25 protein-coding genes and 1 other RNA gene are annotated in these 22,936 nt (G+C 70.8%); 18 read left to right on the top strand and 8 right to left on the bottom strand.

Going from position 1 to position 22,936, the window contains the following annotated elements:
• The first annotated feature begins 102 nt into the window (after positions 1-102).
• Complete coding sequence (gene rpmI, locus J3P31_RS15555; RefSeq protein WP_139077809.1) at positions 103-303, top strand: 50S ribosomal protein L35; 201 nt, start codon at positions 103-105, stop codon at positions 301-303.
• 14 nt (positions 304-317) lie between these two features.
• Positions 318-683, top strand: coding sequence for a 50S ribosomal protein L20 (gene rplT / locus J3P31_RS15550; RefSeq protein WP_210529403.1), 366 nt, complete (start codon positions 318-320; stop codon positions 681-683).
• Between the two features lie 120 nt (positions 684-803).
• On the opposite strand, the gene J3P31_RS15545 is transcribed toward rplT, so the two are convergent.
• Positions 804-1,016, bottom strand: coding sequence for a hypothetical protein (locus J3P31_RS15545; RefSeq protein WP_210529402.1), 213 nt, complete (start codon positions 1,014-1,016; stop codon positions 804-806).
• Positions 1,017-1,256: 240 nt separating this feature from the next.
• A complete protein-coding gene (locus tag J3P31_RS15540; RefSeq protein WP_210529401.1) occupies positions 1,257-1,496 on the bottom strand; it encodes a hypothetical protein in 240 nt (79 codons plus the stop codon).
• Positions 1,497-1,683: 187 nt separating this feature from the next.
• Between J3P31_RS15540 and pheS the strand changes: the two genes are divergently transcribed.
• The 4 genes from pheS (at position 1,684) to pheT (ending at position 6,133) form a co-directional block, all read left to right on the top strand.
• Complete coding sequence (pheS, locus tag J3P31_RS15535) at positions 1,684-2,751, top strand: phenylalanine--tRNA ligase subunit alpha (RefSeq protein WP_438270303.1); 1,068 nt, start codon at positions 1,684-1,686, stop codon at positions 2,749-2,751.
• A 7-nt stretch (positions 2,752-2,758) separates the two neighbouring features.
• Positions 2,759-3,298, top strand: a complete 540-nt coding sequence (locus J3P31_RS15530) for a hypothetical protein (RefSeq protein WP_210529399.1) — start codon at positions 2,759-2,761, stop codon at positions 3,296-3,298.
• Positions 3,299-3,375: 77 nt separating this feature from the next.
• Positions 3,376-3,705, top strand: coding sequence for a DUF167 family protein (locus J3P31_RS15525; RefSeq protein ID WP_210529398.1), 330 nt, complete (start codon positions 3,376-3,378; stop codon positions 3,703-3,705).
• A gap of 31 nt (positions 3,706-3,736) precedes the next feature.
• Entirely contained in the window at positions 3,737-6,133 is a 2,397-nt protein-coding gene (gene pheT / locus J3P31_RS15520) for a phenylalanine--tRNA ligase subunit beta (RefSeq protein WP_210529397.1), read from the top strand.
• 39 nt (positions 6,134-6,172) lie between these two features.
• On the opposite strand, the gene J3P31_RS15515 is transcribed toward pheT, so the two are convergent.
• Positions 6,173-6,868, bottom strand: coding sequence for a glutathione S-transferase family protein (locus tag J3P31_RS15515; protein ID WP_210529396.1), 696 nt, complete (start codon positions 6,866-6,868; stop codon positions 6,173-6,175).
• 146 nt (positions 6,869-7,014) lie between these two features.
• On the opposite strand from J3P31_RS15515, the gene mscL reads away from it, so the two are divergent.
• Positions 7,015-7,503 carry a large conductance mechanosensitive channel protein MscL gene (mscL, locus tag J3P31_RS15510; protein WP_210529395.1) on the top strand — a complete coding sequence of 163 codons (489 nt, stop codon included), beginning with the start codon at positions 7,015-7,017 and terminating at the stop codon, positions 7,501-7,503.
• Between the two features lie 415 nt (positions 7,504-7,918).
• Here the strand turns inward: mscL and ald are convergent, their stop codons facing one another.
• Entirely contained in the window at positions 7,919-9,031 is a 1,113-nt protein-coding gene (ald, locus tag J3P31_RS15505) for an alanine dehydrogenase (protein WP_210529394.1), read from the bottom strand.
• 130 nt (positions 9,032-9,161) lie between these two features.
• Between ald and J3P31_RS15500 the strand changes: the two genes are divergently transcribed.
• The 3 genes from J3P31_RS15500 (at position 9,162) to rsgA (ending at position 10,947) form a co-directional block, all read left to right on the top strand.
• A complete protein-coding gene (locus tag J3P31_RS15500; RefSeq protein WP_210529393.1) occupies positions 9,162-9,620 on the top strand; it encodes an Lrp/AsnC family transcriptional regulator in 459 nt (152 codons plus the stop codon).
• Positions 9,621-9,669: 49 nt separating this feature from the next.
• Positions 9,670-9,767: signal recognition particle sRNA small type (ffs, locus tag J3P31_RS15495), an RNA gene on the top strand.
• Between the two features lie 145 nt (positions 9,768-9,912).
• A complete protein-coding gene (rsgA, locus tag J3P31_RS15490; protein ID WP_246849557.1) occupies positions 9,913-10,947 on the top strand; it encodes a ribosome small subunit-dependent GTPase A in 1,035 nt (344 codons plus the stop codon).
• A 57-nt stretch (positions 10,948-11,004) separates the two neighbouring features.
• Here the strand turns inward: rsgA and J3P31_RS15485 are convergent, their stop codons facing one another.
• A complete protein-coding gene (locus tag J3P31_RS15485; protein WP_210529392.1) occupies positions 11,005-11,601 on the bottom strand; it encodes an NADPH-dependent FMN reductase in 597 nt (198 codons plus the stop codon).
• Positions 11,602-11,826: 225 nt separating this feature from the next.
• Between J3P31_RS15485 and J3P31_RS15480 the strand changes: the two genes are divergently transcribed.
• The 5 genes from J3P31_RS15480 to J3P31_RS15460 all read left to right on the top strand — a co-directional run bounded on the left by J3P31_RS15480 (position 11,827) and on the right by J3P31_RS15460 (position 16,192).
• The gene (locus J3P31_RS15480; protein WP_210529391.1) at positions 11,827-12,903 is read left to right on the top strand and encodes a flavodoxin family protein; all 1,077 of its coding nucleotides are present in this window, start codon (positions 11,827-11,829) and stop codon (positions 12,901-12,903) included.
• Between the two features lie 58 nt (positions 12,904-12,961).
• Positions 12,962-14,719: a DNA polymerase III subunit gamma/tau gene (locus J3P31_RS15475; RefSeq protein ID WP_246849558.1), complete on the top strand. Its 1,758-nt coding sequence runs from the start codon at positions 12,962-12,964 to the stop codon at positions 14,717-14,719.
• Positions 14,720-14,780: 61 nt separating this feature from the next.
• Entirely contained in the window at positions 14,781-15,131 is a 351-nt protein-coding gene (locus J3P31_RS15470; protein ID WP_210529390.1) for a YbaB/EbfC family nucleoid-associated protein, read from the top strand.
• A gap of 2 nt (positions 15,132-15,133) precedes the next feature.
• Complete coding sequence (recR, locus tag J3P31_RS15465) at positions 15,134-15,727, top strand: recombination mediator RecR (protein WP_210529389.1); 594 nt, start codon at positions 15,134-15,136, stop codon at positions 15,725-15,727.
• Between the two features lie 57 nt (positions 15,728-15,784).
• Positions 15,785-16,192 carry a CopD family protein gene (locus tag J3P31_RS15460; protein ID WP_210529388.1) on the top strand — a complete coding sequence of 136 codons (408 nt, stop codon included), beginning with the start codon at positions 15,785-15,787 and terminating at the stop codon, positions 16,190-16,192.
• A gap of 18 nt (positions 16,193-16,210) precedes the next feature.
• On the opposite strand, the gene J3P31_RS15455 is transcribed toward J3P31_RS15460, so the two are convergent.
• Entirely contained in the window at positions 16,211-16,990 is a 780-nt protein-coding gene (locus tag J3P31_RS15455; RefSeq protein WP_210529387.1) for a DUF1013 domain-containing protein, read from the bottom strand.
• Positions 16,991-17,115: 125 nt separating this feature from the next.
• Here J3P31_RS15455 and J3P31_RS15450 point away from each other — a divergent pair, with 125 nt between their 5' ends.
• Positions 17,116-17,736, top strand: coding sequence for a ribonuclease T2 family protein (locus J3P31_RS15450; protein ID WP_210529386.1), 621 nt, complete (start codon positions 17,116-17,118; stop codon positions 17,734-17,736).
• Positions 17,737-17,800: 64 nt separating this feature from the next.
• Positions 17,801-19,051 (top strand): AI-2E family transporter, encoded by a 1,251-nt coding sequence (locus J3P31_RS15445; protein ID WP_210529385.1) that lies wholly within the window; start codon positions 17,801-17,803, stop codon positions 19,049-19,051.
• 13 nt (positions 19,052-19,064) lie between these two features.
• Here J3P31_RS15445 and metG read toward each other — a convergent pair whose 3' ends face one another.
• Both metG and J3P31_RS15435 read right to left on the bottom strand, forming a co-directional pair.
• Positions 19,065-20,795, bottom strand: a complete 1,731-nt coding sequence (metG, locus tag J3P31_RS15440) for a methionine--tRNA ligase (RefSeq protein WP_210529384.1) — start codon at positions 20,793-20,795, stop codon at positions 19,065-19,067.
• A gap of 71 nt (positions 20,796-20,866) precedes the next feature.
• Positions 20,867-21,607 (bottom strand): SDR family NAD(P)-dependent oxidoreductase, encoded by a 741-nt coding sequence (locus tag J3P31_RS15435; protein WP_210529383.1) that lies wholly within the window; start codon positions 21,605-21,607, stop codon positions 20,867-20,869.
• A gap of 155 nt (positions 21,608-21,762) precedes the next feature.
• On the opposite strand from J3P31_RS15435, the gene J3P31_RS15430 reads away from it, so the two are divergent.
• On the top strand, positions 21,763-22,803 hold the full coding sequence (locus J3P31_RS15430; RefSeq protein WP_210529382.1) for an aldo/keto reductase: 1,041 nt from the start codon (positions 21,763-21,765) through the stop codon (positions 22,801-22,803).
• Positions 22,804-22,936 lie beyond the last annotated feature (133 nt).

Genomic DNA, 22,936 nt, shown 5'->3' with positions numbered 1-22,936 from the left:
GCCCTTCGCCGCGCGCGCCCCTATAGGGCGCGCTCCGACTCTCGCACGGATGGCCAAGTGGCATTGCCTCCCCGTGCGCCACGCTCATGCAAGGAGCCTAAAATGCCCAAGATGAAGACCAAGTCGAGCGCCAAGAAGCGCTTCAAGGTGACCGCCTCCGGCCTGATCAAGGCCGGCCAGACCGGCAAGCGTCACGGCATGATCAAGCGGACCACCAAGTTCATCCGCCAGGCGCGGGGAACCACGGTCCTGTCCGAACAGGACACGAAGATCATCAAGTCCTACATGCCCTACGCCCGCTGAGAGGAATCGGATAGATGTCCCGTACCAAGACCGGTCCCGTCACCCACCGCCGCCACAAGAAGGTCCTCGAGGCCGCCAAGGGCTACTACGATCACCGCCGCCGCACCTTCAAGGTCGCCAAGCAGGCCGTCGACAAGGCGAACCAGTACGCCACCCGCGACCGCCGCGTCCGCAAGCGGGAGTTCCGCGCCCTCTGGATCCAGCGCATCAATGCCGCCGTGCGCGCGTTCGACGCGTCGCTGACCTACTCGCGCTTCATCAACGGCCTGTCGCTCGCCGGCATCGAGGTCGACCGCAAGGTCCTCGCCGATCTCGCCGTGCATGAGCCCGAGGCGTTCAACGCCATCGCCGACAAGGCCCGCGCCGCTCTGCCGGCCTGAGCCGCGCGATCATCGCATCGAAAACGGGCGTCGGATCATCCGGCGCCCGTTGTCATGTCGGGGACCCGGGGTCCGAGATCCGGGAACAGGGCAGGGACGGGCGCCCGGGGGCCAGGCCGATCAGCGGACCGCGGCCGTGGCGCGCGACGCGGCCTCCTCATGGGCCATCTGGTGCCGCAGGAGCTGGGCGGCCACGCTCAGCCCCAGTCCCGCGTTCCCGCCCGCCACATAAAGCAGCGCCGCCATCCAAGGCGATTGCCCGGCCGCCAGCGAGGCGACTGCAGCGCCCACCCCGCCCGTCACGGCGACAAGCAGATGACCCAGTATCATCATCGGTCCTCCTCGGCTGTCGGGTTGTTGCCCGCAGCCACCGATTGAGCCCCAAAGGGTTAAAGGGGACTTAAATCTCAACCTTTATAAATCAAAGGTTGAGAAGATGGTTAAGTTCCCTAAGCGTCGGTTGCAGGCCTGCGCCCGGTCACCGGGCTTGCAAGCAGGACACAATCCGGCCCGCAGGACCGTGGATCAGCGCCCGAAGGGGCTGTTGTCCGATGATGTGACGGAGGCCCGGCCTCAGTGCGCGAGGCGCGTCCCGTGGGCCGGTGCCGTGCGCCAGGCCGACGACGGCGCGCGGTGGGCCGTCCGCCGCACATGGTCCCAGCCCAGACGCAGAACGAAGCTCAGGGCCAGGCACAGGTTCCCGGCCAAGGGATAGACGAAGGGAACCAGCCACCACGAATGACCCAGGACCACCCAGGCCACCACGGCCGCCAATCCTCCCAGCACTCCGATCATCAGGTGACTCAGCGACATCCTGTCCTCCTGCCTTCGGCGCCCAGTGGCTCGGCTCTCGATTAAATCTCGATTCACTTAGTCGAGATTATGTCCTCCGCCTGACAAGTCAACGGCCAGATCGGTCGGATCGTTTCAGCGCCCCATCCCGCTTGCTTCATGGGGCGGGCAGCGGTAACCGCAGGCCCGACCGGCAAGGATGGGATCCATGGACGATTTTCGCGGCAAATGGCTGGACCTCGTGGCGGCGGCGGACAGCGAGGCCGCGCTCGAGGAGGTTCGCCTCCAGGCCTTGGGCAAGAAGGGCGAGATCGCCCTCCGCATGCGCGAGCTGGGCCAGATGAGCCCGGAGGAGCGGATGACCGTGGCCCCCGCCCTCAACGCCCTTCGGGACGAGGTCGCGGCCGCCATCATCGCCAAGAAGCAGGCCTTCCAGGACGCCGCGCTGGACGAACGGCTGCGCGCGGAATGGCTGGACGTCACGCTCCCGGTCCGCCCGCGCCGCCAGGGCAGCATCCACCCGATCACCCAGGTGACCGAGGAGGTGACGCAGATCTTCGCCGCCATGGGTTACGCCGTCGCCGAAGGCCCGCAGGTCGAGGACGATTGGCACAACTTCGACGCGCTCAACATCGCGCCCGAACATCCCGCCCGGCAGGAGCACGACACCTTCTACATGGCGCGGGCCCAGGGCGACAACCGCGCCCCCCACGTCCTGCGGACCCACACGAGCCCCGTGCAGATCCGCGCCATGCAGGGGCAGGGCGCGCCGCTCCGCGTCATCTGCCCGGGCCGAGTCTTCCGCGCCGACTACGACCAGACCCACTCGCCGATGTTCCACCAGGTCGAGGGGCTCGCCATCGACCGCGACATCACCATGGCGAACCTGAAATGGACGCTGGAGGAGTTCCTCAAGGCCTTCTTCGAGGTGCCCTCGGTCGATCTCCGCTTCCGCGCCAGCCACTTCCCCTTCACCGAGCCCTCGGCCGAAGTGGACGTCCGCTGCTCCTGGGAGAACGGCACCCTCAAGCTCGGCGAAGGCGACTCCTGGCTCGAGATCCTGGGCAGCGGCATGGTCCACCCCAAGGTCCTCCAGGCGGGCGGCATCGACCCGAATGAATGGCAGGGCTTCGCCTTCGGCATGGGCATCGACCGGATCGCCATGCTGAAATACGGCATCCCCGACCTGCGCGCCTTCTTCGAAAGCGACCTGCGCTGGCTGCGCCATTACGGTTTCGGCGCGCTGGAGGTGCCGACGCTGGCGGGCGGATTGTAGGACGGCGATGTGGTGGACGCTCGCCGCGGCGCTGGTGGCGTCTGCGACCACCCTGCTCGTGGCCTTCCTGGCCTACCGCTACCAGAAGGAGCAGGACCGCAGGCTCCAGCTCCAATCCGAACGCCGCAAGGTCTATGACGGCTTCTTCGCGGCGACCACGGACTACTATCTCGCGCTGCGCATCGCCCTGCGCGACAGCGATCACGCGGCCGAGGTGCTGGAGAACGGGAGCCGCTACCACTTCGCTCTCCTGCGCAGCCAGGAAAGCCTCGCCTATTACGGCGAGAAGCCCGTCATCGACCAATGCTTCCGGTATGTCGCCTGTCTCGACATCCTTCGGTCCCACATCCGGGCCAAGATGGGCCTGGGCCAGCTGTCCGTTCCGGCGCGTCAGGCCGAATCCCTGCGCGAGGCGTTCACCTTCTGCCGCGACGCCCGGATCAGGTCCCTGGCCGAGGCGAGGGCCGATGCCTTCGGCATCCCCTTGCAGACGGCCCGGACCCAGCTGGCCGGGATCTTTCCGCTCGATGGCGACGCCGATGGCTGACCCGGAACGCTTCAAGGGGGTCTGGCCGGACATGCGGCGCCGGGCTCCCTGGTCCTGACCCCGAGGCGGCGCCACCCATGCCTCCCTTCACCCCGACCCCCACCGGCCTGCGCCTGCGGGTCCGCGTCACTCCGAATGCCAGCGCCGACCGCATCGACGGCCCCGAGACGCTGGCGGACGGCACCTGCGTCCTGCGCCTCCGCACCCGCGCCGTCCCCGAGAACGGCCGCGCCAACGCCGCCGTGATCGTGCTGCTGGCCCGGCACCTCGGCGTTCCGAAATCCGCCATCACCCTCGTCGCGGGCGACACCGCCCGGCTCAAGACGCTGCACGTCGACGGCGACCCGGCGGACCTCGCGGCGCGGCTCGGATGCGGCCAACTGGACGTCCCGCGCCCCCCGCGCTAGGAACCGCCGACCCGACCGGAAGGCACGCCGCATGAAACTCACCCTGTCCTGGCTCCGCGACCACCTCGACACGACGGCCTCCGTCCCGGAGATCGCCGAGGCGCTGACCGACCTCGGGCTCGAGGTCGAGGGCATCCACGACCCGGCCGCCGCCCTTCGCCCGTTCACGATCGCCAAGGTCCGCGACGCGCAACAGCATCCGAACGCCGACAAGCTGCGCGTCTGCCAGGTCGAGACCAAGGACGGCCTCCAGCAGATCGTCTGCGGCGCTCCCAACGCGCGGGCGGGCATCACGGTCGTGCTCGCCAGCCCCGGCACCTACGTCCCCGGCATCGACACGACCATCGGCGTGGGCAAGATCCGGGGCGTCGAAAGCTTCGGCATGATGGCGTCCGAGCGAGAGCTGGAGTTGTCGGACGAACACAACGGCATCATCGAACTGCCCTCGGGCGAGGTCGGCCAAAGCTTCGCCGACTGGCTGCAAGCCCATGATCCGGCCCGCGTCGACCCGGTCATCGAGATCAAGATCACCCCCAACCGCCCCGACGCGCTGGGCATCCGCGGCGTGGCCCGCGACCTCGCCGCCCGGGGCCTCGGCACGCTGAAACCGCGGCCGCCCGTCGCGGTGGAGGGGGCCTTCGACAACCCGGTCGCGATCACCCTCGACGAAGGCCTCGACGGCGGCTGTCCGCTCTTTGCCGCGCGCCTGATCCGGAGCGTCCGCAACGGCCCCTCGCCCGAATGGCTGCAGGCCCGCCTCCGCGCCATCGGCCTGCGTCCGATCAGCTTCCTGGTGGACGTCACCAACTTCTTCACCTTCGACCTGAACCGCCCGCTCCACGTCTTCGACGCCGACAAGCTGGCGGGCGGCCTGACCGTGCGCCCCGCCCGGGAGGGTGAGACGCTGCTCGCGCTCGACGGCAAGACCTACACCCTGACCGCGGGGCAGATGGTCATCGCCGACGACCACGGCCCCCAAAGCCTTGCCGGCATCATGGGCGGCGAGGAGTCGGGCGTCACCGACACCACGACGAACGTCCTTGTCGAGTCCGCGCTCTGGGACCCGATCCGCATCGCCGCGACGGGGCGCGCGCAGAAGATCGTCTCCGACGCCCGCTACCGCTTCGAACGCGGCGTCGACCCCGCCTTCGCCGAGGAAGGGCTCGACCGCGCCGTGGCGATGATCCTGTCCGTCGCGGGCGGAGAGGCCTCGCACCGCACCACCGCCGGGGCCGTTCCCGACACCGCGCGCGCCTACCGCTTCGACCCCGACCGCCTGCGGACCCTCGTGGGCCTCGACCTCCCCGAGGGCGAGCAGCGCCGCATCCTCGACGCGCTGGGCTTCCGCACCGAGGGCGACCGCGCCCATGTGCCCTCCTGGCGCCCCGACGTGCTGGGCGACGCCGACATCGTGGAGGAGGTGGCCCGCGTCGCCTCCCTGACCCGGCTCCAGGGCGCGCCGCTCGCCGCCCGGGGCCCGGCGATCCCCAAGCCGGTGCTGACCCCCGCCCAGGCCCGCCTCGGCCGCGCCAAGCGGACCATGGCGACGCTCGGCTACAACGAATGCGTGACCTACGCCTTCATCGACCGCGCTGCCGCCGCGCTGTTCGGCGGCGGCGACGAGGCGCGGCGCATCGGCAACCCCATCGCCTCGGACCTGAGCGACCTGCGCCCCTCGCTCCTCCCCGGCCTCCTCAAGGCCGCCCAGCGCAACCAGGCGCGCGGGCAGGGGGACCTCGCCCTCTTCGAAGCCTCCGAAAGCTTCACCGGCGGCGAACCCGGCGAGCAGCGGGCCGAGGTGGCGGGCCTTCTGGTCGGCCGCGCGCAGGCCAAGGGCGTCCACGGCCCGGCCCGCGCCTATGACGTGTTCGACGCCAAGGCCGATCTTGAGGCGGTGCTCTCCGCCCTCGGCGCGCCCGCCAAGCTCCAGATCCGCCGCGACGGCAGCGGCTGGTGGCACCCCGGCCGCCACGGCGTCATCACGCTCGGCCCCAAGACCGTGCTGGGCGAGTTCGGGGAGCTTCACCCCCGCGTGCTCAAGGCGCTCGACGTGAAGGGCCCCGCCGTGGCCTTCACGCTCTGGCCCGACGCCGTGCCGCTGCCCCGCGCCGCCACCCGCGCCCGGCCGCGCCTGGAGGCGAGCGACTTCCAGGCCGTCGAGCGGGACTTCGCCTTCGTCGTGGACGCCCGCGTCGAATCGCAGGCGCTCGTCCAGGCGGCCCAAGGCGCCGACAAGGCGCTGATCGCCGAGGTGCGGGTCTTCGACGCCTTCCAGGGCGGCACCCTGCCCGAGGGCAAGAAGTCCCTCGCCCTCACCGTCCGCCTGCAACCCCGGACCGCGACCCTGACCGACGCCGAGATCGAGCAGGTCAGCGCCCGGATCGTCGACAAGGTGTCCAAGGCCACCGGCGCCACGCTGCGGACCTGACGACGAACGGGGGCGGCCGGGACCGCCCCCGATCCGGTCTCAGCGCGGCGGGATGTTCCGCGCCGCCTGCGCCGCGGGCCGGGCAAAGAACCGGTCCACATAGGCCGGGACGTTCACCAGCTCGTCCCAGCCGACATGCGGCTTGGCCCCATAGAAGTCGAGCGTGCCGAGCCAGGGCCCGATCGCCATGTCGGCGATGGAATACTCGCCCGCGATCCACACCTTGCCCTCCAGCTCCTTTTCCAGGACGTTCAGGAGCCGCTTGGCCTCGTTCACGAAGCGCTCGCGCGGGCGGGGGTCCTCGATCTGGGCGCCCGCGAACTTCACGAAGAAGCCCATCTGCCCCAGCATCGGCCCCAGGCCGCCCATCTGCCACATCACCCACTGGATCACGCGGATCCGGTCGGCGGGCGTGGCGCCCAGGAACATGCCCGTCTTCTCGGCGAGGTAGATCAGGATCGCGCCGCTTTCGAACAGGCCCAGCGGCTGGCCGCCCGGCCCGTCGGGGTCGATGATCGCCGGGATCTTGTTGTTCGGGTTCAGCGACAGGAACTCGGGGGACCGCACGTTGGCGTCCTCCAGCGTCACGCGGTGCGCCTCGTAGGGCAGCCCCGACTCCTCGAGGAAGCAGGACACCTTCTGCCCGTTGGGCGTGGGATACGAGAACAGCTGCAGCTTCGTCGGGTCCTGGACGGGCCACTTCTGGGTGATCGGGAAGGCGGACAGATCGGCCACGATGGGGCGCTCCTTGGCAGATGAAACAGGACAGACGTAACCTTGCCGCTACGGCAAGAAAACCGTGGAAAAGCGAACAGCAACTCGCACATTAGGAGAGGAACGGCCCGCTGCGTCCATGGGGCCAGGTCGACAAGGGGAGCACCATGATCAAGGAATTCCGCGACTTCATCGCCAAGGGCAACGTGATGGACCTCGCCGTGGGGATCATCATCGGCGCGGCGTTCACGGCCATCGTCAACAGCCTCGTGCAGGACATCATCAACCCGATCATCGGGGTCATCATCGGCGGGCTCGACTTCACCAACCTGTACTGGGTCATGTCCGGCACCGTGCCCGAGGGCGCGGGCCTGCAGACCGCCAAGGACTCCGGCGCGGCGGTCTTCGCCTACGGGTCCTTCATCACGGCGGTGATCAACTTCCTCATCATCGCCTTCGTGGTCTTCCTGCTGGTCAAGGCGGTGAACCGCATCAAGGACGCCGCCCTGCGGAAGGGCGAGGAGGTCCCCGGCTCGGCCACGGGGCCGACCCAGGAGGAACTGCTGACCGACATCCGCAACATCCTCGCCACGGGGAACGCCAGCGTGCCTCCGGCCAACGCCGCCTCGCCCACGACCATGGGACCGGCGGAATGACAGGGGGAACCCGCGCAACGCGCGGTGCCCTCGAGGGGCGTTAACGCTCGGATGGCAGGCTTTGGCGACCCCAGAGCAAAGGCCTGCCATGACCCGGATCCTTGACGCCCTCCGCCGCGACCCGCCCCGCCTGGCCTGCCTGCGCGCCATGGGCTGGCCGGTCCCGCGGCCCGCGCCGCCGCGCCCGGACCCGCAGCGGGGCGCGCAGGAGTTCCTCGACCGGCTCCAGGCGGCCTGGCCCCCCACGGCGCCCCCGTCCGATCCGTCTCTGATCGCGGCCCGCGACCGGGCCGTCCGGGGGCGCATCGCCCGGATGAGCGCGCTCTGCGTCGGTCCCGAGGGCGAGGAGGCCGCCCGCGCCACCGCCGAGGACGACCTCCTCGCCGCCTTCCTCGCGGCGGCCTATGCCCTGCCGTCAGGCGGCGACGGGCACCTCCGCCAGGGGCAGGCCCAGGGCCTCGGCGACCGCCGGATGGGCGATCCGCCCGGCATGGACGTTGAGCCCGGCCCGCAGGTGCGGATCGGCGGCGAGCGCCGCCTGCCAGCCCTTGTCGGCCAGCGCGAGGAGGAAGGGCAGGGTGGCGTTGCCCAGGCCCAGCGTCGAGGTGCGGGCGACCGCGCCCGGCATGTTGGCGACGCAGTAGTGCATGACGCCGTCCACCTCGTAGATCGGGTCCTCGTGGGTGGTGGGGCGCGAGGTCTCGAAGCAGCCGCCCTGGTCGATGGCGACGTCCACGATCGCCGCGCCCGGCTTCATGGTGGACAGTTGCGCGCGGCTGACGAGCTTCGGCGCCGCCGCCCCCGGGATCAGCACCGCCCCGATGACAAGGTCCGCCTCCGCCACCGCATCGGCCAGGACGCCGGCGCTCGCATGGGCGGTGCGGAACTCGCGCCCGAAGACCTCGTCCAGATGCCGCAGCCGCGGCAGCGAGCGGTCGAGCACCAGCACCTCCGCCCCCATGCCCGCCGCGACGCGCGCCGCCTGCGTGCCGACGACGCCGCCGCCGATCACCACCACCTTGCCCGGCTGCACCCCCGGGATGCCGCCCAGCAGCACGCCGCGCCCGCCATTGGCCTTCTGCAGCGTCCAGGCGCCCACCTGCGGGGCGAGCTTGCCCGCCACCTCGGACATCGGCGCCAGCAGCGGCAGCCCGCCCTGCGCATCCGTCACCGTCTCGTAGGCGATGCAGGTCGCGCCCGAGGCCATGAGGTCGCGCGTCTGCTCCGGATCGGGGGCGAGGTGGAGGTAGGTGAACAGCACCTGCCCCTCGCGCAGGCGCTGGCGCTCCACCGCCTGCGGCTCCTTGACCTTGATCACGAGGTCCGAGGCGCTCCAGACCTCCTCGGCGGCGTCGGCGATGCGCGCGCCCTGCGCCGCGTAATCCTGGTCGGCAAAGCCCGCGCCCAGGCCCGCGCCGGCCTCGACCACCACCTCGTGGCCATGCGCGATCACCTCGCGCGCCGCGTGGGGCGTCAGGCCGACACGGAACTCCTGCGGCTTGATCTCCTTGGGACAGCCGATGCGCATGGGGGAACCTCCTGTTTTGGGGAATCCTCGCGCCGGGTCGACGCAAAAGCTTGGCAACATCGCCTTGCCAATCGGTCGTTTGACGCAGAAACTTCCTTTGGGTTCCGAGTTTGCCGGAGAAGCTTGCGCCATGCCGCTCGATGCCATCGACCGCCGCATCCTGGAGACGCTCCAGAAGCAGGGGCGGCTGTCGAATCAGGACCTGTCCGAACGGGTCGGCCTGTCCCCCTCGGCCAGCCACCGGCGCGTCCAGCGGCTCGAGGAGGAGGGCTACATCAAGGGCTATGTCGCGCTGCTCGACCCGCGCAAGCTTGGCCGGACGACCACGGTCTTCGTGGAGGTGACCCTGTCCGGGCAGGCCGACGAGGTGCTCGATTCCTTCGAGAAGGCGGTGGCGCGCATCCCCGAGGTGCTGGAATGCCACCTGATGTCGGGATCGGCGGACTACCTGCTCAAGGTGGCGGCGCTCGACACCGAGGATTTCGCCCGCATCCATCGCCGGAGCCTCGCGACCATTCCCGGCGTTCAGGGCATCCAGTCGAGCTTTGCGCTCCGCACCGTGCGGCAGACGACGGCTCTGCCGGTCTGAGGTCATTCACGACCTTGCGTGAGGGGGGCCTTGGGCCTATATGCGGCGGCGAGAGGTTGGCGCGGGCAGGCGCCTCGCCAACCCGGTCAGGTCCGGAAGGAAGCAGCCGCAACGAGTCCCGCTTGGGTCGTGTTCAGCCTCTCACCGATCAACCCTGGAACAGGGAGGGCGAAGATGGACATTGCCGTCACCCTCCGGGCCGGACGCCGGTAACAGGCCTCCGTCGCCCGATGCGAAGCTGCGCCTGGGCCTGCGCCCGGCGTGATCCTTCCTTCGTTCCGGGACCCTCATCTTGATCATCACCGATCTGTCCAGCCTGGGCTGGACTCCGTTCTTTTCCCGTCAGGTCACGCCTGACGACGACCACCTGCTGCCGGCCCGCGTGTCCGAGGTGCAGCGAAGCCACCTCACCGTCCTGCCCGGCCCGACACGCCTTGTCGCGCCCGAAGGCACGGGACGCCTGGCCGTGGGCGACTGGGTGCTGCACGACGGCGCCCGCGTCCTCCGCCGCCTCGACCCGTCCACCGAGATCACGCGCAAGGGCGCGGGCGAAGGGTCGGAGCGGCAGCTCATCGTGTCCAACGTGGACACGCTGGGCATCGTCACCTCGTGCAACGCCGACTTCTCGGTGGCGCGGCTCGAGCGCTACGTCGCCATCGCCATGAGCGCGGGCTGCCTGCCGCTGGTCGTCCTGACCAAGGCCGACCAGGCCGAGGACCCCGAGACCTACCTGAGCGAGGCGCGGCGGCTGTCGCCGCTGGTGACGGCGCTGGCGCTGAACGCCAAGGACCCGGAGGAGGTGGCGCGGATGCACCCCTGGGTGGGGCCGGGGCGGACTCTGGCGCTGGTGGGCTCGTCGGGCGTGGGCAAGACCACCATCCAGAACGCCCTGACCGGCACCGAGGCCGCGACGCAGGACATCCGCGAGGACGACGCCCGGGGGCGGCATACGACCACGGCCCGGGCGCTCCGGCGCACGCGGGCCGGGGGCTGCCTGATCGACACGCCCGGGATGCGGGAACTGGGGATGCTGGAAGCCTCGGAGGGGATCGCGCAGCTGTTCGCCGACATCGAGGAGCTGGCGACGCAGTGCCGGTTCCGCGACTGCGCCCACGAGGGGGAGCCGGGCTGCGCGGTGCAGGCGGCCATCGTGGCGGGCATCATCGAGGAGGGCCGGCTGCGGCGCTGGCGCAAGCTGGAGCGGGAGGACCGGCTGCATACCGAGGCGCTGCACGAGAAGCACGCCCGTACCCGCAGCTGGGCCAAGGCGACTTCTCAGGGGTCGGCCCGCGCCAGGTGGAAGCGGCGCGGCCCCGAGGAGGACTGAGCGCCCCCGGAGACGGGGGCGGACGGCCCGCGCGGGAGGGCGCGGGCCAGGTCGCGGTCAGGCGGCCTTGGCCTTGGCGGCCTTGGCCTGATCGTCGCGCAGGGTCTTGAGGGCGGTGGCCCAGCCGTGCAGGTCGCCGAGCAGGGCCTCGGTGCCGGACGAGACCGGCTCGGTCGGGTGGAAGACCCCGTCCTTGAGGTGCTGGGCGAACATCGGCACCGGGACCACGTTCGGCAGCGTGTGCATATTGACGTTGGACAGCAGCGTGCGGAGCACCTGCGCCGCGCGCAGCCCCCCCGAGACGCCGCCGTAGCTGAGCACGCCCGCGGGCTTGTGCGCCCATTCGCGGGCCAGCACCTGCACCGCGTTGATCAGCGCGGCGGGCGGGAAGTAGTCGTATTCCGGCGTCACGAACAGGAAGGCGTCGGCGGAATCGACGATGCGGGCCCAGCGCTTGGTGTGGTCGTGCTGGTACTGCTGGGCGCGGGGATGCGCGGGCTCGTCGAGGAGGGGAAGGCCGATCTCGGCGAGGTCCACCAGCTCCACGTCGAAGAGCCCGTGCGCCGAGGCGGCCTGGGCGAGCCACTGGCCGATGGTGGGGCCCACGCGGCCGGGTCGGGTCGAGCCGACGACGATCTTGAGTTTCAGGGCCATGAGGGCCTCCCTGGGGTCTTGGGTGTCAGGTCTTGGGTATCAAGGGGAGATACGGGCGGCAGGAGGGCGGTAACAGGGTCGTGGCGTCCCGCTGGGCGCATGGCAGGGTTGCGCGGTGAGGAACCGTTCGCTGCGCTGCCGGCTTGTGGGATCGGGCCGCCGACCCGGCCTCTGCCTGGCGCCCCGATCCGGCCCCGATCCGGCCCCATCCCGAGGAGTGTGCCCATGTTCGCCCCCCGACCCCGCAAGGGGATGCCGCCCGTGAAGCTCGACCGTGCGGAGTTCGAGGCGCGGTTCCGGGCGCAGTTCAAGGGCCCCGCCTTCGACGCGCTGGGGAGCGAGCTGGGCCGGATCACCGACGCCGCCTGGGAAGAATACGAGGCCAGCCGCAAGAGCCCGCACACCCGCAAGGCCGGGCCGGGCCATGCCGACCCGGACTATGACCTGGCCGTGGACTGGATCGCCGCCCGGGCCGCCATCGAGGCGGCGCAGGCGCGGCACGAGGACCGGTCGCGGCCCTCGCGCATCCTCCTCGTCAACGGATCGACCCGGAGCGAGCACACCTGCCCGGGCGAGATGTCCAAGACCTGGCGGCTGGTGGAGATGGCGCGCGAGGTGCTGGAGGCGGGGAAGGCCGAGGTCGAGGTGCTGGACCTGTCGCGCACCGCCTCGGAGTACGGGCGGAACATCCATCCGTGCAAGGCGTGCTTCTCCACGGCGGCGGCGCTCTGCCATTGGCCGTGCTCGTGCTATCCGAACTACAGCCTGGGGCAGGCGCAGGACTGGATGAACGAGATCTATCCCATGTGGGTCGAGGCGCACGGGATCATGATCGTGACGCCGGTGCACTGGTATCAGGCCAGCACGCCGCTGAAGGCGATGATCGACCGGCTGGTCTGCGCGGACGGGGGCAACCCGGACCCGTCGTCGACGCATGGCAAGGACGCCGCCCGGGCCAAGCGGCTGGAACTGGAAGGCTGGCCCTATCCGCGGCACCTGAAGGACCGGCTGTTTTCCGTGGTGGTGCATGGCGACGTGGAGGGGGCGGAGAACGTGCGTCGGTCGATCTCGGACTGGCTGTCGTTCATGGAGCTGCGCCCGGCGGGGCGGCTGGCGGAGCTGGACCGCTATATCGGCTACTGGGAGCCCTATGCCACGAGCCACGACGCCCTTGATCAGGACACGGCGCTTCAGGAGGAGGTGCGGAATGCGGCGCGGACGCTGCTGGCGGGCGTCGCGGCGCACCGGGCGGGGCATTACGCCGACATGAGCGGGGGCCTTCCGGTCGCGCGGAACAAGTGACGTTGCCGGGGGCGGGGGCAGGGCTTAGGTTGGGCCGGTCCGCCCAGGAGCCCCTCCGTTGCAAGACCTGATCCCCGAGCCTGCCGCCCCCGAGACCTCCTATCGCGTGCTGGCGCGCAAGTACCGGCCCGAGACCTTTGCCGACCTCGTGGGGCAGGAGGCGATGGTGCGCACGCTGCGGAACGCCTTCAAGGCGGGGCGGATCGCGCAGGCCTTCATCCTGACCGGCATCCGGGGCACCGGAAAGACCACCACGGCGCGCATCATCGCCAAGGGGCTGAACTGCATCGGGCCGGACGGCACCGGCGGCCCCACCACCGAGCCCTGCGGCCTCTGCGTGCATTGCCGCGCGATCAGCGAAGGGCGGCATGTCGACGTCCTGGAGATGGACGCGGCCAGCCGGACGGGCGTGGGCGACATCCGCGAGATCATCGAGAGCGTGCGCTACCGGGCCGCCGAGGCGCGCTACAAGGTCTACATCATCGACGAAGTGCACATGCTGTCCACCAACGCCTTCAACGCCCTGTTGAAGACGCTGGAGGAGCCGCCCGAGCATGTGAAGTTCATCTTTGCCACCACCGAGATCCGCAAGGTGCCGGTCACGGTGCTGTCGCGCTGCCAGCGCTTCGACCTGCGGCGGATCGAGCCCGAGGTGATGATGGACCTTTTGCGCCGGATCGCGACCGCCGAGGGCGCGGGGATCGAGGACGGGGCGCTGGCGCTGATCGCGCGGGCGGCGGAAGGCTCGGCGCGGGATGCGACCTCGCTTCTGGATCAGGCGATCGCCGGGGGCGGCGCCGCCACCGCCGAGCAGGTGCGCGCGATGCTGGGCCTGGCGGACCGGGGGCGGGTGCTGGACCTGTTCGACCTGATCCTGAAGGGCGAGGCGGCGGCGGCGCTCGAGGAGCTGGGTGCGCAATACGCCGACGGGGCCGACCCGGTGATGGTGCTGCGCGACCTCGCGGAGATCGCGCATTGGGTGTCGGTCCTCAAGGTCTCGCCCTCGGCCTCGGAGGACCCGACCGTCGCGCCCGACGAGCGCGCCCGCGGGCAGGCGATGGCGCAGGCCCTTCCGATGCGGGTGCTCGCGCGGTTCTGGCAGATGCTGCTCAAGGCGCTGGAGGAGGTGGCCATCGCGCCGAACGCCATGATGGCGGCCGAGATGGCGGTGATCCGGCTGACGCATGTGGCCGACCTGCCCAGCCCGGACGAGCTGGTGCGCCAGTTGCAGAACGCCAGGGGGACGCCGGCCATGGGGCAGGGGGTTCCGGGGCCCGCGCCGCGCGCCCCGGTGCCGCAGGCGTCCCGGAGCCTGTCGGGCGGCATGGCGGGGGGGATGCCAGGGGGCGGGCCGGTGGCGATGGCGGCTCGGGCGCCGCACCCCCTCGACCGGTTCGCGCGCTTCGAGGACGTGGTGCAGCTTGTCCGCGACCAGCGGGACATCGGGCTGTTGATGGAGGTCGAAACCGGCGTGCGGCTCGTGCGCTACCAGCCGGGGCGGATCGAGTTCGAGCCGGGACCCATGGCCTCGGCGGACCTGGCGCAGCGGCTGGGGCAGAAGCTCCAGGCCTGGACCGGGACGCGCTGGGGCGTGTCGGTGGTGAACGAGGGCGGGCAGCCCACGATCCGCGAAGCGCAGATGGCCGAAGCCTCGGCGCTGGAGGCGGAGGCGCTGGCGCATCCGCTGGTGCAGGCGGCGCTCAAGGCGTTCCCGGGCGCGAAGCTCAAGGTCCAGTCGCGCGAGGAGAAGGCGCAGGCGGCCGAGGCCGAGGCGCTGCCCGAGGTCCCCGACGAGTGGGACCCCTTCGAGGAGTGAAGGGCTTGCCCGGGCTCGCGCGCGTGAATATCTCCACCTGAACCAAGCGAAAGGGCGCGCGATGCTGAAGGGATTGGGCCTTGGGGGCCTGGGCGACATGGCCAAGATGATGAAGGCCGCCCAGGAGATGCAGGGCAAGATGGCCGAGATGCAGGCGAGCCTGGACACCATCATGGTCGAGGGCTCGGCCGGCGCGGGCCTCGTCAAGGCGACGGCCACCGCCAAGGGCGAGCTGAAGTCGCTGTCCATCGATCCGTCGATCTTCCGCGAGGAGGACCGCGAGATGGTCGAGGACCTGATCCTGGCCGCCGTCAAGGACGCGCAGGCCAGGGCGGGCGAGCGGGTGAACGAGGAGATGAGCCGCATCTCCGAGGAACTGGGCCTGCCGCCGGGCATGAAGATGCCGTTCTGACGATGGCCGACGCCCCCGCCGACATCGAGAGCCTGATCGCGCTGATGGCGCGGCTGCCGGGGCTGGGCCCCCGGTCGGCGCGGCGAGCGGTGCTGCATCTGGTCAAGAAGCGGGGGACGCTGCTCCTGCCGCTGGCCGATGCCATGCGCGAGGTGGGGACGACGGCGCGGGAATGCGTCAACTGCGGCAACATCGGCCACCACGACCTGTGCGGCATCTGCGAGGACGAGCGCCGGCAGAACGGCCAGATCTGCGTGGTCGAGGATGTCGAGGACCTGTGGGCCATGGAGCGGACCGGCGCCTTCCGGGGCCGCTACCATGTGCTGGGCGGCACGCTGTCGGCGCTGGATTCGGTCGGGCCCGAGGAGCTGCGCATCCCCAAGCTGGCCGAGCGCGTCAAGGACGAGGGCGTGTCCGAGGTGATCCTGGCCCTGGGCGCGACCGTGGACGGGCAGACAACCGCCCATTACATCGCCGACCGCCTGAACGGGGTGGAGGTGACCACGCTGGCGCAGGGCGTGCCGGTCGGGGGCGAGCTCGATTACCTCGACGAGGGGACGATCGGCGCGGCGCTGCGCGCGCGGCGCGCGCTCTGATCCCCTCGCGCCGGACGCGAAGGCCCGCTAAGTGGCGGGCAGCAAAGGAGCGTCCGCATGCTGTATATCCTGACCGTGACCCTGCACCTCGTGGCGATGGTGCTCTGGATGGCGCCGATGATCGCCGTCCCCGTGATCCTGGGGCGCTATGGGCCGCATGTGCCCAAGCCGGAAACGCTGGACCGCCTGCGCGGGGCGTTCCGCGGGCTCGCCACGCCGGGGCTGGTGCTGACCTGGGTGCTGGGCATCGCCAACGCCGTGCAGGGCGGCTGGTTCGACGACGGCTGGCTGCACGTGAAGCTGGTCTTCGTGCTGGCGCTGTCGGCCCTGCACGGGATCGCGCTGGGCCGGCTGCGGCGGCTGGAGCCCGGCGGAGAGATCCCGGGCCTCCTTCGCGCGCTTCCCTGGATCGTGCTGGTCCTGGTCTTCGGCGCGGTGCTGATGGCGGAATGGAAGCCCTTCTGACGAAGGGCTTTGCGGGCCTCAGCGGCGCTGGGGCTCGTCGTCCTCGTCCTCGTCGCCGCCGGGCAGGTTGAAGAACGCGTCGGCGTCGCGGATGTCGGGCAGGCCCTCCTCCTCCTCGGTGTCCTCGCGCGCGTCCTTGCGGTCGTTCAGGCCGAAGGTCTCGAGGCCGGAGGTGCCGGAGGACATCCGGGGATCGGTCGGCATGGACAGCGAAAGCTGGGTCGAGACGAGCTTGCGCCGCTCGTCGTCGCTCATCACGCCGCCCTCGTGGGCCTTGGCGGCGATCGCCTTCTGGATGGCGGCGTCAAGCTCGCTCTGCCGGCAGAGGCCGAGCGCGACGGGGTCGATGGCCTCGATGTTCTGGATGTTCCAGTGGGTCCGCTCGCGGATGGCCTGGATCGTGGGCTTGGTGGTGCCGACGAGCTTGGAGATCTGGCCGTCCGACAGCTCGGGGTGAAACTTCACGAGCCAGTAGATCGCCGCCGGGCGGTCCTGCCGCTTGGAGAGCGGGGTGTAGCGCGGGCCGCGGCGCTTTTCCTCGCCCACGGCGGCGGGGTTGAACTTGAGCTTCAGCCGGTGGAGCGGGTTGGCCTCGGCCTTCTTGATCTCTTCGAGGGTGAGCTGGTTGTTGGCCACGGGGTCGAAGCCCTTGACCCCCTGCGCCACCTCGCCGTCGGCGATGCCCTGGACCTCGAGCTCGTGCATCCCGCAGAAGTCGCCGATCTGCTTGAAGTTCAGCGTCGTGTTGTCCACGAGCCAGACGGCGGTGGCGCGGGCCATGAGCGGTTTGTCGGTCATCGTGACACCTCGTTGGTCAAATCCTCCCCGGGGCCCCGCCAGGAGGCGCCCCTTGCGGGGCCGGTTCACGCTGTCGGGGAACTCGGGGCGCTATATAGTCGCGCCTGACGCGGAAGGAAAGCGCCATGCGACGTGCCCTCCTGGCCCTTGGCCTGCTGGTGGCTGCGCCCCTGCGGGCGCAGGGGTTCGATTACTACGTCCTGTCGCTGTCCTGGTCGCCCAACTGGTGCGCGCTGGAGGGCGCGGCCGAGGGGTCGCCGCAATGCGACCCCGACGCGGACTTCGGCTGGGTGCTCCATGGGCTCTGGCCGCAGTTCGAGGAAGGCTGGCCGCAATATTGCGACAGCGGGCACCCCGACCCGTCCCGGCGCGAGACGGCGGCGATGGCGGACATCATGGGCACCGGCGACCTGGCCCGGCACGAATGGCGCAAGCACGGCTCGTGCTCGGGCCTGTCGCCCGAGGGGTACTTCGCCCTCGCGCGCGAGGCCTACGAGGCGGTCGCGATCCCCGACGTCTTCGCGCGGCTGCCCCGGGCGGTCGAGCTGCCCGCCTCGGTGGTCGAGGAGGCGTTCCTGCGCGCGGACCCCGGCCTGGCCCGCGACGAGGTCACGGTGACCTGCCGCGAGGGCCGCATCCAGGAGGTCCGCCTCTGCCTGACGCGGGACCTGGAGCCGCGCCGCTGCGGGGCGGACGCGATCCGCGACTGCCGCCTGCGGCACGCCCTGATGGCGCCGGTGCCCTGAGGCCAAGGGGAACCGCGGCGCGCCGCCCCCCGTTCGGACCGGACCCACGAACGGAGGACGATGCATGGCCGACCAGGATGGCACCCGCGCCGCAACGCAGGACGGCCCCGCACCCACGCGGAGCCGGTCGGACCTGCGGCTCGTGATGCTGGCGGTGGTGACCCTGATCCTCGTGGGCTGGGCGGTGAAGGGGCTGGCGACGGTGCTGATGCCCCTGACGGCCGCCATCCTGATCGCCCTGGCGGTGATGCCGATCCGCGACCGGGTCGCGTCCTGGCTGCCCGGCTGGCTGTCCTGGGCCGGGCTGGTCGCGGCCATGGGGACGGTCCTGGTGGTCCTGGCCATCTTTGCCGGGGTGCTGGTGCTGGCCGCGCGCCAGATCGTGGCCGAGATCCCCGTCGAGCCCGGGCAGGTGGTCGAGATGATCCAGGGCGCGGGGGGCGGGTCGGAGCGGGCCGGCGTGGCCGAGGGCGCGCAGGCCGGCGCGTCGAGCGACCTCCAGGCGGGGGCGGGCGGGCCGCAGGGCGGCGCTCCGGAGGCCGGGGAGGATGGCGGCGATCTGCTGTCGGGGTCCACCCTCGAGTCCCTGCGCGGCCTGGGCGAGCGCGCGCTGGGCGCGGCGGGCGGGGCCGCGGCGGCGATCCTGAACTCGGCCTTCGCGGTGCTGGGGGGCCTCGTGCTCGTGCTGTTCCTGACGCTCCTGATCCTGGGCGAGAGCGGCGACTGGCGGCGCAAGGTCGCCGCCGCGCTGCCCTGGCCGGAGGACTGGCGCCTGACCGAGTCGGCCGAGGTGATCGCGAGCAAGGTGCGGGCCTACCTGATGATCCAGGCGGGGCTGGGGTTCATCTCGGCCGTGCTGTATGCGGTCTGGCTCGGCTTCTGGGGGATCGGGCTGCTGCTGGTCTGGCCGCTGCTGATCTTCGTGCTGAACTTCATCCCGACGATCGGGTCGCTGGTCGGGGGAACGCTGCCCGTGGCCTATACGCTGCTGACCCGCGACGTGGGAACGGCGGTGGCGGTGGGGGCGGGCATCCTGGCCATCGAGAACGTGATGGGGAACCTCGTGGGGCCGCGCATCCAGGGCCAGAACGTGGCGCTGTCCCCTCTGGTCGTGCTGGTCGCGCTGGCCTTCTGGGGCTGGACCTGGGGCATCGCCGGGGCCCTGCTGGCGGTGCCGGTGACGGTGGCGCTGGTGGTGCTGGGCGCGCATGTGCCCGTGCTGCGGCCCTGGGCGCTGCTCCTGTCGAACAAGACCGAGTGGGCGGGGCTCGACGAGGCGACGCGGCCCAGCGGTCAGGCCGCGCCGCATCCCTGAACGGGCGGCGGCGTCAGGTCCGGACCCCCGCGAAGCGGGTCTGCCAGTCGGCCCGCTCCTCGTCGGTGATCTTGCGGAAGGTCACCTCGGGCACCGTGAAGGCCTGGCCGGGGGCGAGGGCGCGGAGGGCCTCCTCGAGGTCGCCGGGCCAGGACCAGTCGTCCGAGCCCAGGGCGTCCATCATCTGCTGCGCCGCGTCGGGGATGAAGGGCCGCGACAGCACCGCATAGAGCCGGATCAGGTTGAGGCCGAGCCGCGTCTGCATCGCCGCGCGGTCGGGGTCGGTCTTGAAGCTGGTCCAGGGCGCGGCGGCCTGGAGGTATTCGTTGCCGAGCACCCAGATGGCCCGAAGCTCCTGCGCGGCCTTGCGGACCTCGATGGCGTCCATGGCGGATTCATAGGCCTGGAGACGGGTGGCGAGGTCGGCCAGCAGCATCCCCTCGCGTTCGTCCCATCGGCCGCCCTCGGGCACCGTTTCGCCGAACTTGCTCCGGCAGAACTTGGTGATGCGGGAAACGAAGTTGCCCAGCACGTCCGCGAGGTCCTTGTTCACCGAGGCCTGGAAATTCTCCCAGGTGAATTCGGAGTCGGAGGATTCGGGGGCGTGGGAGAGCAGCCACCAGCGCCAGTAGTCGGCGGGCAGGATGGAGAGGGCCTGGTCCATGAAGACGCCGCGGCCCTGGGAGGTGGAGAACTGGCCGCCGTCGTAGTTCAGGTAGTTGAACGACTTGATGTAGTCGACGAGCTTCCAGTCCTGCCCTGCTTGCGTGTTGGCGCCCATGATGGTCACGGGGAAGGACAGGGTGTGGAAGGGGACGTTGTCCTTGCCCATGAACTGCGTGTAGCGGACGTCGCTTGCGCCACGCTCGGTCCGCCACCAGCGCTCCCAGTCGGCGTCGGGGCGCCCTGCCGCGTCGGTCCATTCCTTGGCGCAGGCGATGTATTCGATGGGGGCGTCGAACCAGACGTAGAAGACCTTGCCCTCCATGCCGGGCCAGGGCTGGTCGCCCTTCTGGACGGGCACGCCCCAGTCGAGGTCGCGGGTGATGCCCCGGTCCTGCAGCCCCTCGCCGTCGAGGAGCCACTTCTTCGCGATGGAGGTGGTGAGGACGGGCCAGTCGGTCTTGGAGTCGATCCATTCCAGCAGCCGGTCCTTCATCGCGGACTGGCGGAGGTGGAGGTGCTTGGTCTCGCGGATCTCCAGGTCCGTCGAGCCGGAGATGGCCGAGCGGGGCTCGATCAGGTCGGTGGGGTCGAGCTGCTTGGTGCAGTTCTCGCACTGGTCGCCGCGCGCCTTGGGGTAGCCGCAATTGGGGCAGGTCCCCTCGACGTAGCGGTCGGGGAGGAAGCGGCCGTCGGCCACGGAATAGACCTGACGCTCGGGCACCTCGGCGATCAGGCCGGCGGCGTCGAGCTGGCCCGCGAAATGCTGGGTCAGGCGGTGGTTCTGGGGCGAGGACGAGCGGCCGAAATGGTCGAAGGACAGGCGGAACCCTTCGGCGATCTCGCTTTGCACCTTGTGCATCCGGGCGCAGTACTCGGCTACGGGCTCGCCGGTCTTGGCGGCGGCCAGCTCGGCGGGGGTGCCGTGTTCGTCGGTGGCGCACAGGAACAGTACCTCATGGCCGCGCCCGCGCAGGTAGCGGGCGTAAAGGTCGGCGGGCAGCTGGGACCCCACGAGGTTGCCCAGGTGCTTGATGCCGTTGATGTAGGGGATGGCCGAAGTGATGAGGTGACGCGCCATGGGGGGCCCTTTCGATGCGCCCCCCATGTAGCGGCCGATTCCGGCGACCGCTAGAGCAACGCTGCCTTGCGCTACTGGGCGGTGTAGGCCCCGTCCACGAGGTGGTAGCTGCCGGTGATGAAGCTCGCTTCCTTGGACAGGAGGAAGCAGGTCAGGGCCGCGACCTCCTCGGGCGTGCCGAGCCGCTGGACCGGATGGCGCTGGGCGATGGCGGTCAGGGCCTCCTCGCCCAGGGCGTCGAGGAGGGGGGTGCGGATGAAGGCGGGGCCGACCGCATTGATGCGGACGCCCCGGGTCGCATACTCGATGGCGGCGTTCTTGGTCAGGCCCACCACGGCGTGCTTGGCCGCGACATAGGCCGGGGCGCCCGCGAAGCCCACCGATCCCAGGATCGAGGTGATGTTGACGATGGCGCCGCCGCCGGACCGTTCGATGGCGGGCAGCCCGTAGCGCATCCCGTAGAAGACGCCGTGCAGGTTGATGTCGATGACCTTGTGCCAGCCGTCGAGGGGATATTCGCCGGTGGGCGCCGAGGGGCCGCCGATCCCGGCGTTGTTGACGAGGAGGTGGAGGCCGCCGGTCCGTTCGACGGCAAAGTTCACCAGCGCCTCGACCTGGGCGGCGTCGGCCACGTCGCAGGCCTTGGTGAGGGCATCCGGGTGGCCGTCCGTGGCGCGGGCCAGCGCCTCCTCGTGGAGGTCGCTCAGGATGACGCGGGCGCCGGACTGCGCCAGCTCCCGCGCGATGGCGAGGCCGATGCCCGAGGCGGCCCCGGTGACGATGGCGGTCTGTCCAGTGAAGTCGTTCGGCATGGAAGCCTCCGTGTTGCGTCGGGGCGAAGTTAGCCTGCCGGATCGGCCGCGCACCTTGATCCGGGTCAAGGCGGCGGCCCGGCGCCTGCCTGTCCGGCGCTTGCCCCTTTGGCGCGGCGCCTTAAGGTCCGCGCGACCAGGCGAAAGGGACGGGAATGCGGCAAGTGGAACTGGGGCGGTCGGGCGTCCGGGTGTCGGAATGGGCGCTGGGGACGATGACCTTTGGCAACCAGACGCCCGAGGACGACGCGCACCGCCAGATGGACATGGCGCTGGAGGCGGGCGTCACGCTTTGGGATTGCGCCGAGATGTATCCGGTGAACCCGGTCACCAAGGAAACGGCGGGCCGGAGCGAGGAGTTCCTGGGCCGCTGGTTCGCCGCCCGCGGCCGCCGGGCCGAGGTGGTGCTGGCGACCAAGGTCTGCGGGCCGAACAACGCCATCCGGGGCGCGCAGGGGTTCGGGGACGGCACCGTCAAGGCCGCGTGCGAGGCGTCGCTGAAGCGGCTGCGGACGGATGTGATCGACCTGTACCAGCTGCACTGGCCGGCGCGGTCCCATTACCATTTCCGGCGCAACTGGAGCTACGACCCGTCGAGCCAGGACAAGGCCGCGAACCTGTCGGTCATGGACGACGTGCTGGGGCAGCTGTCGGATCTGCGGGCCGAGGGCAAGATCCGGGAGTTCGGGCTGTCGAACGAGACCGCCTGGGGGACGGTGCGCTGGATCGACCGGGCCGAGGCGCTGGGCGCGCCGGTGGTCCGCACGGTGCAGAACGAATATTCGCTGCTTGCGCGGCTGTACGACACCGACCTGGCCGAGGTGGCGGTGAACGAAGGCGTGACGCTGCTCGCCTTTTCGCCGCTGGGGGCGGGGCTGTTGACCGGCAAGTACCTGGACGGCGCGTTGCCCCCGGCGTCGAGGAAGGCGCTGAACGGCGACCTGGGCGGACGCGCCAGCCCCCGCGTGGACGGCGCGGTGGCGGCCTACCATGGCGTCGCGCGCGAGGCGGGGATGGACCCGGTCCACATGGCGCTGGCCTGGCACCGGACGCGGCCCTTTCCGAGCATCCCCATCTTCGGGGCGACCAGCGCCAACCAGTTGTCCCGCATCCTGGCCGGACTTGAGACGAGCGTGGGGCCGGATCTCGCCAAGCGGATCGACGAGGTCAACCGCGCCCATCCGCTGCCCTACTAGGGTCGGCCGGCCTTGCGCCCGAGGGGCGGCGGCCGCCGGCGCTGAGGCCGGGGCGGGGCCGCCGGTCCGGTCCCGTTTCCTTTGCGGAGCGGGCCCGGCCCGGGGGTGGAGCGCGTCGCCGCAGCCGCTATGC

The organism is Rubellimicrobium arenae, assembly GCF_017916275.1.
GTDB classification, from domain to species: Bacteria; Pseudomonadota; Alphaproteobacteria; order Rhodobacterales; family Rhodobacteraceae; genus Rubellimicrobium; species Rubellimicrobium arenae.
Note: the sequence above shows the minus strand (reverse complement) of the source record. Positions and strands in the feature narration are given on the sequence as shown.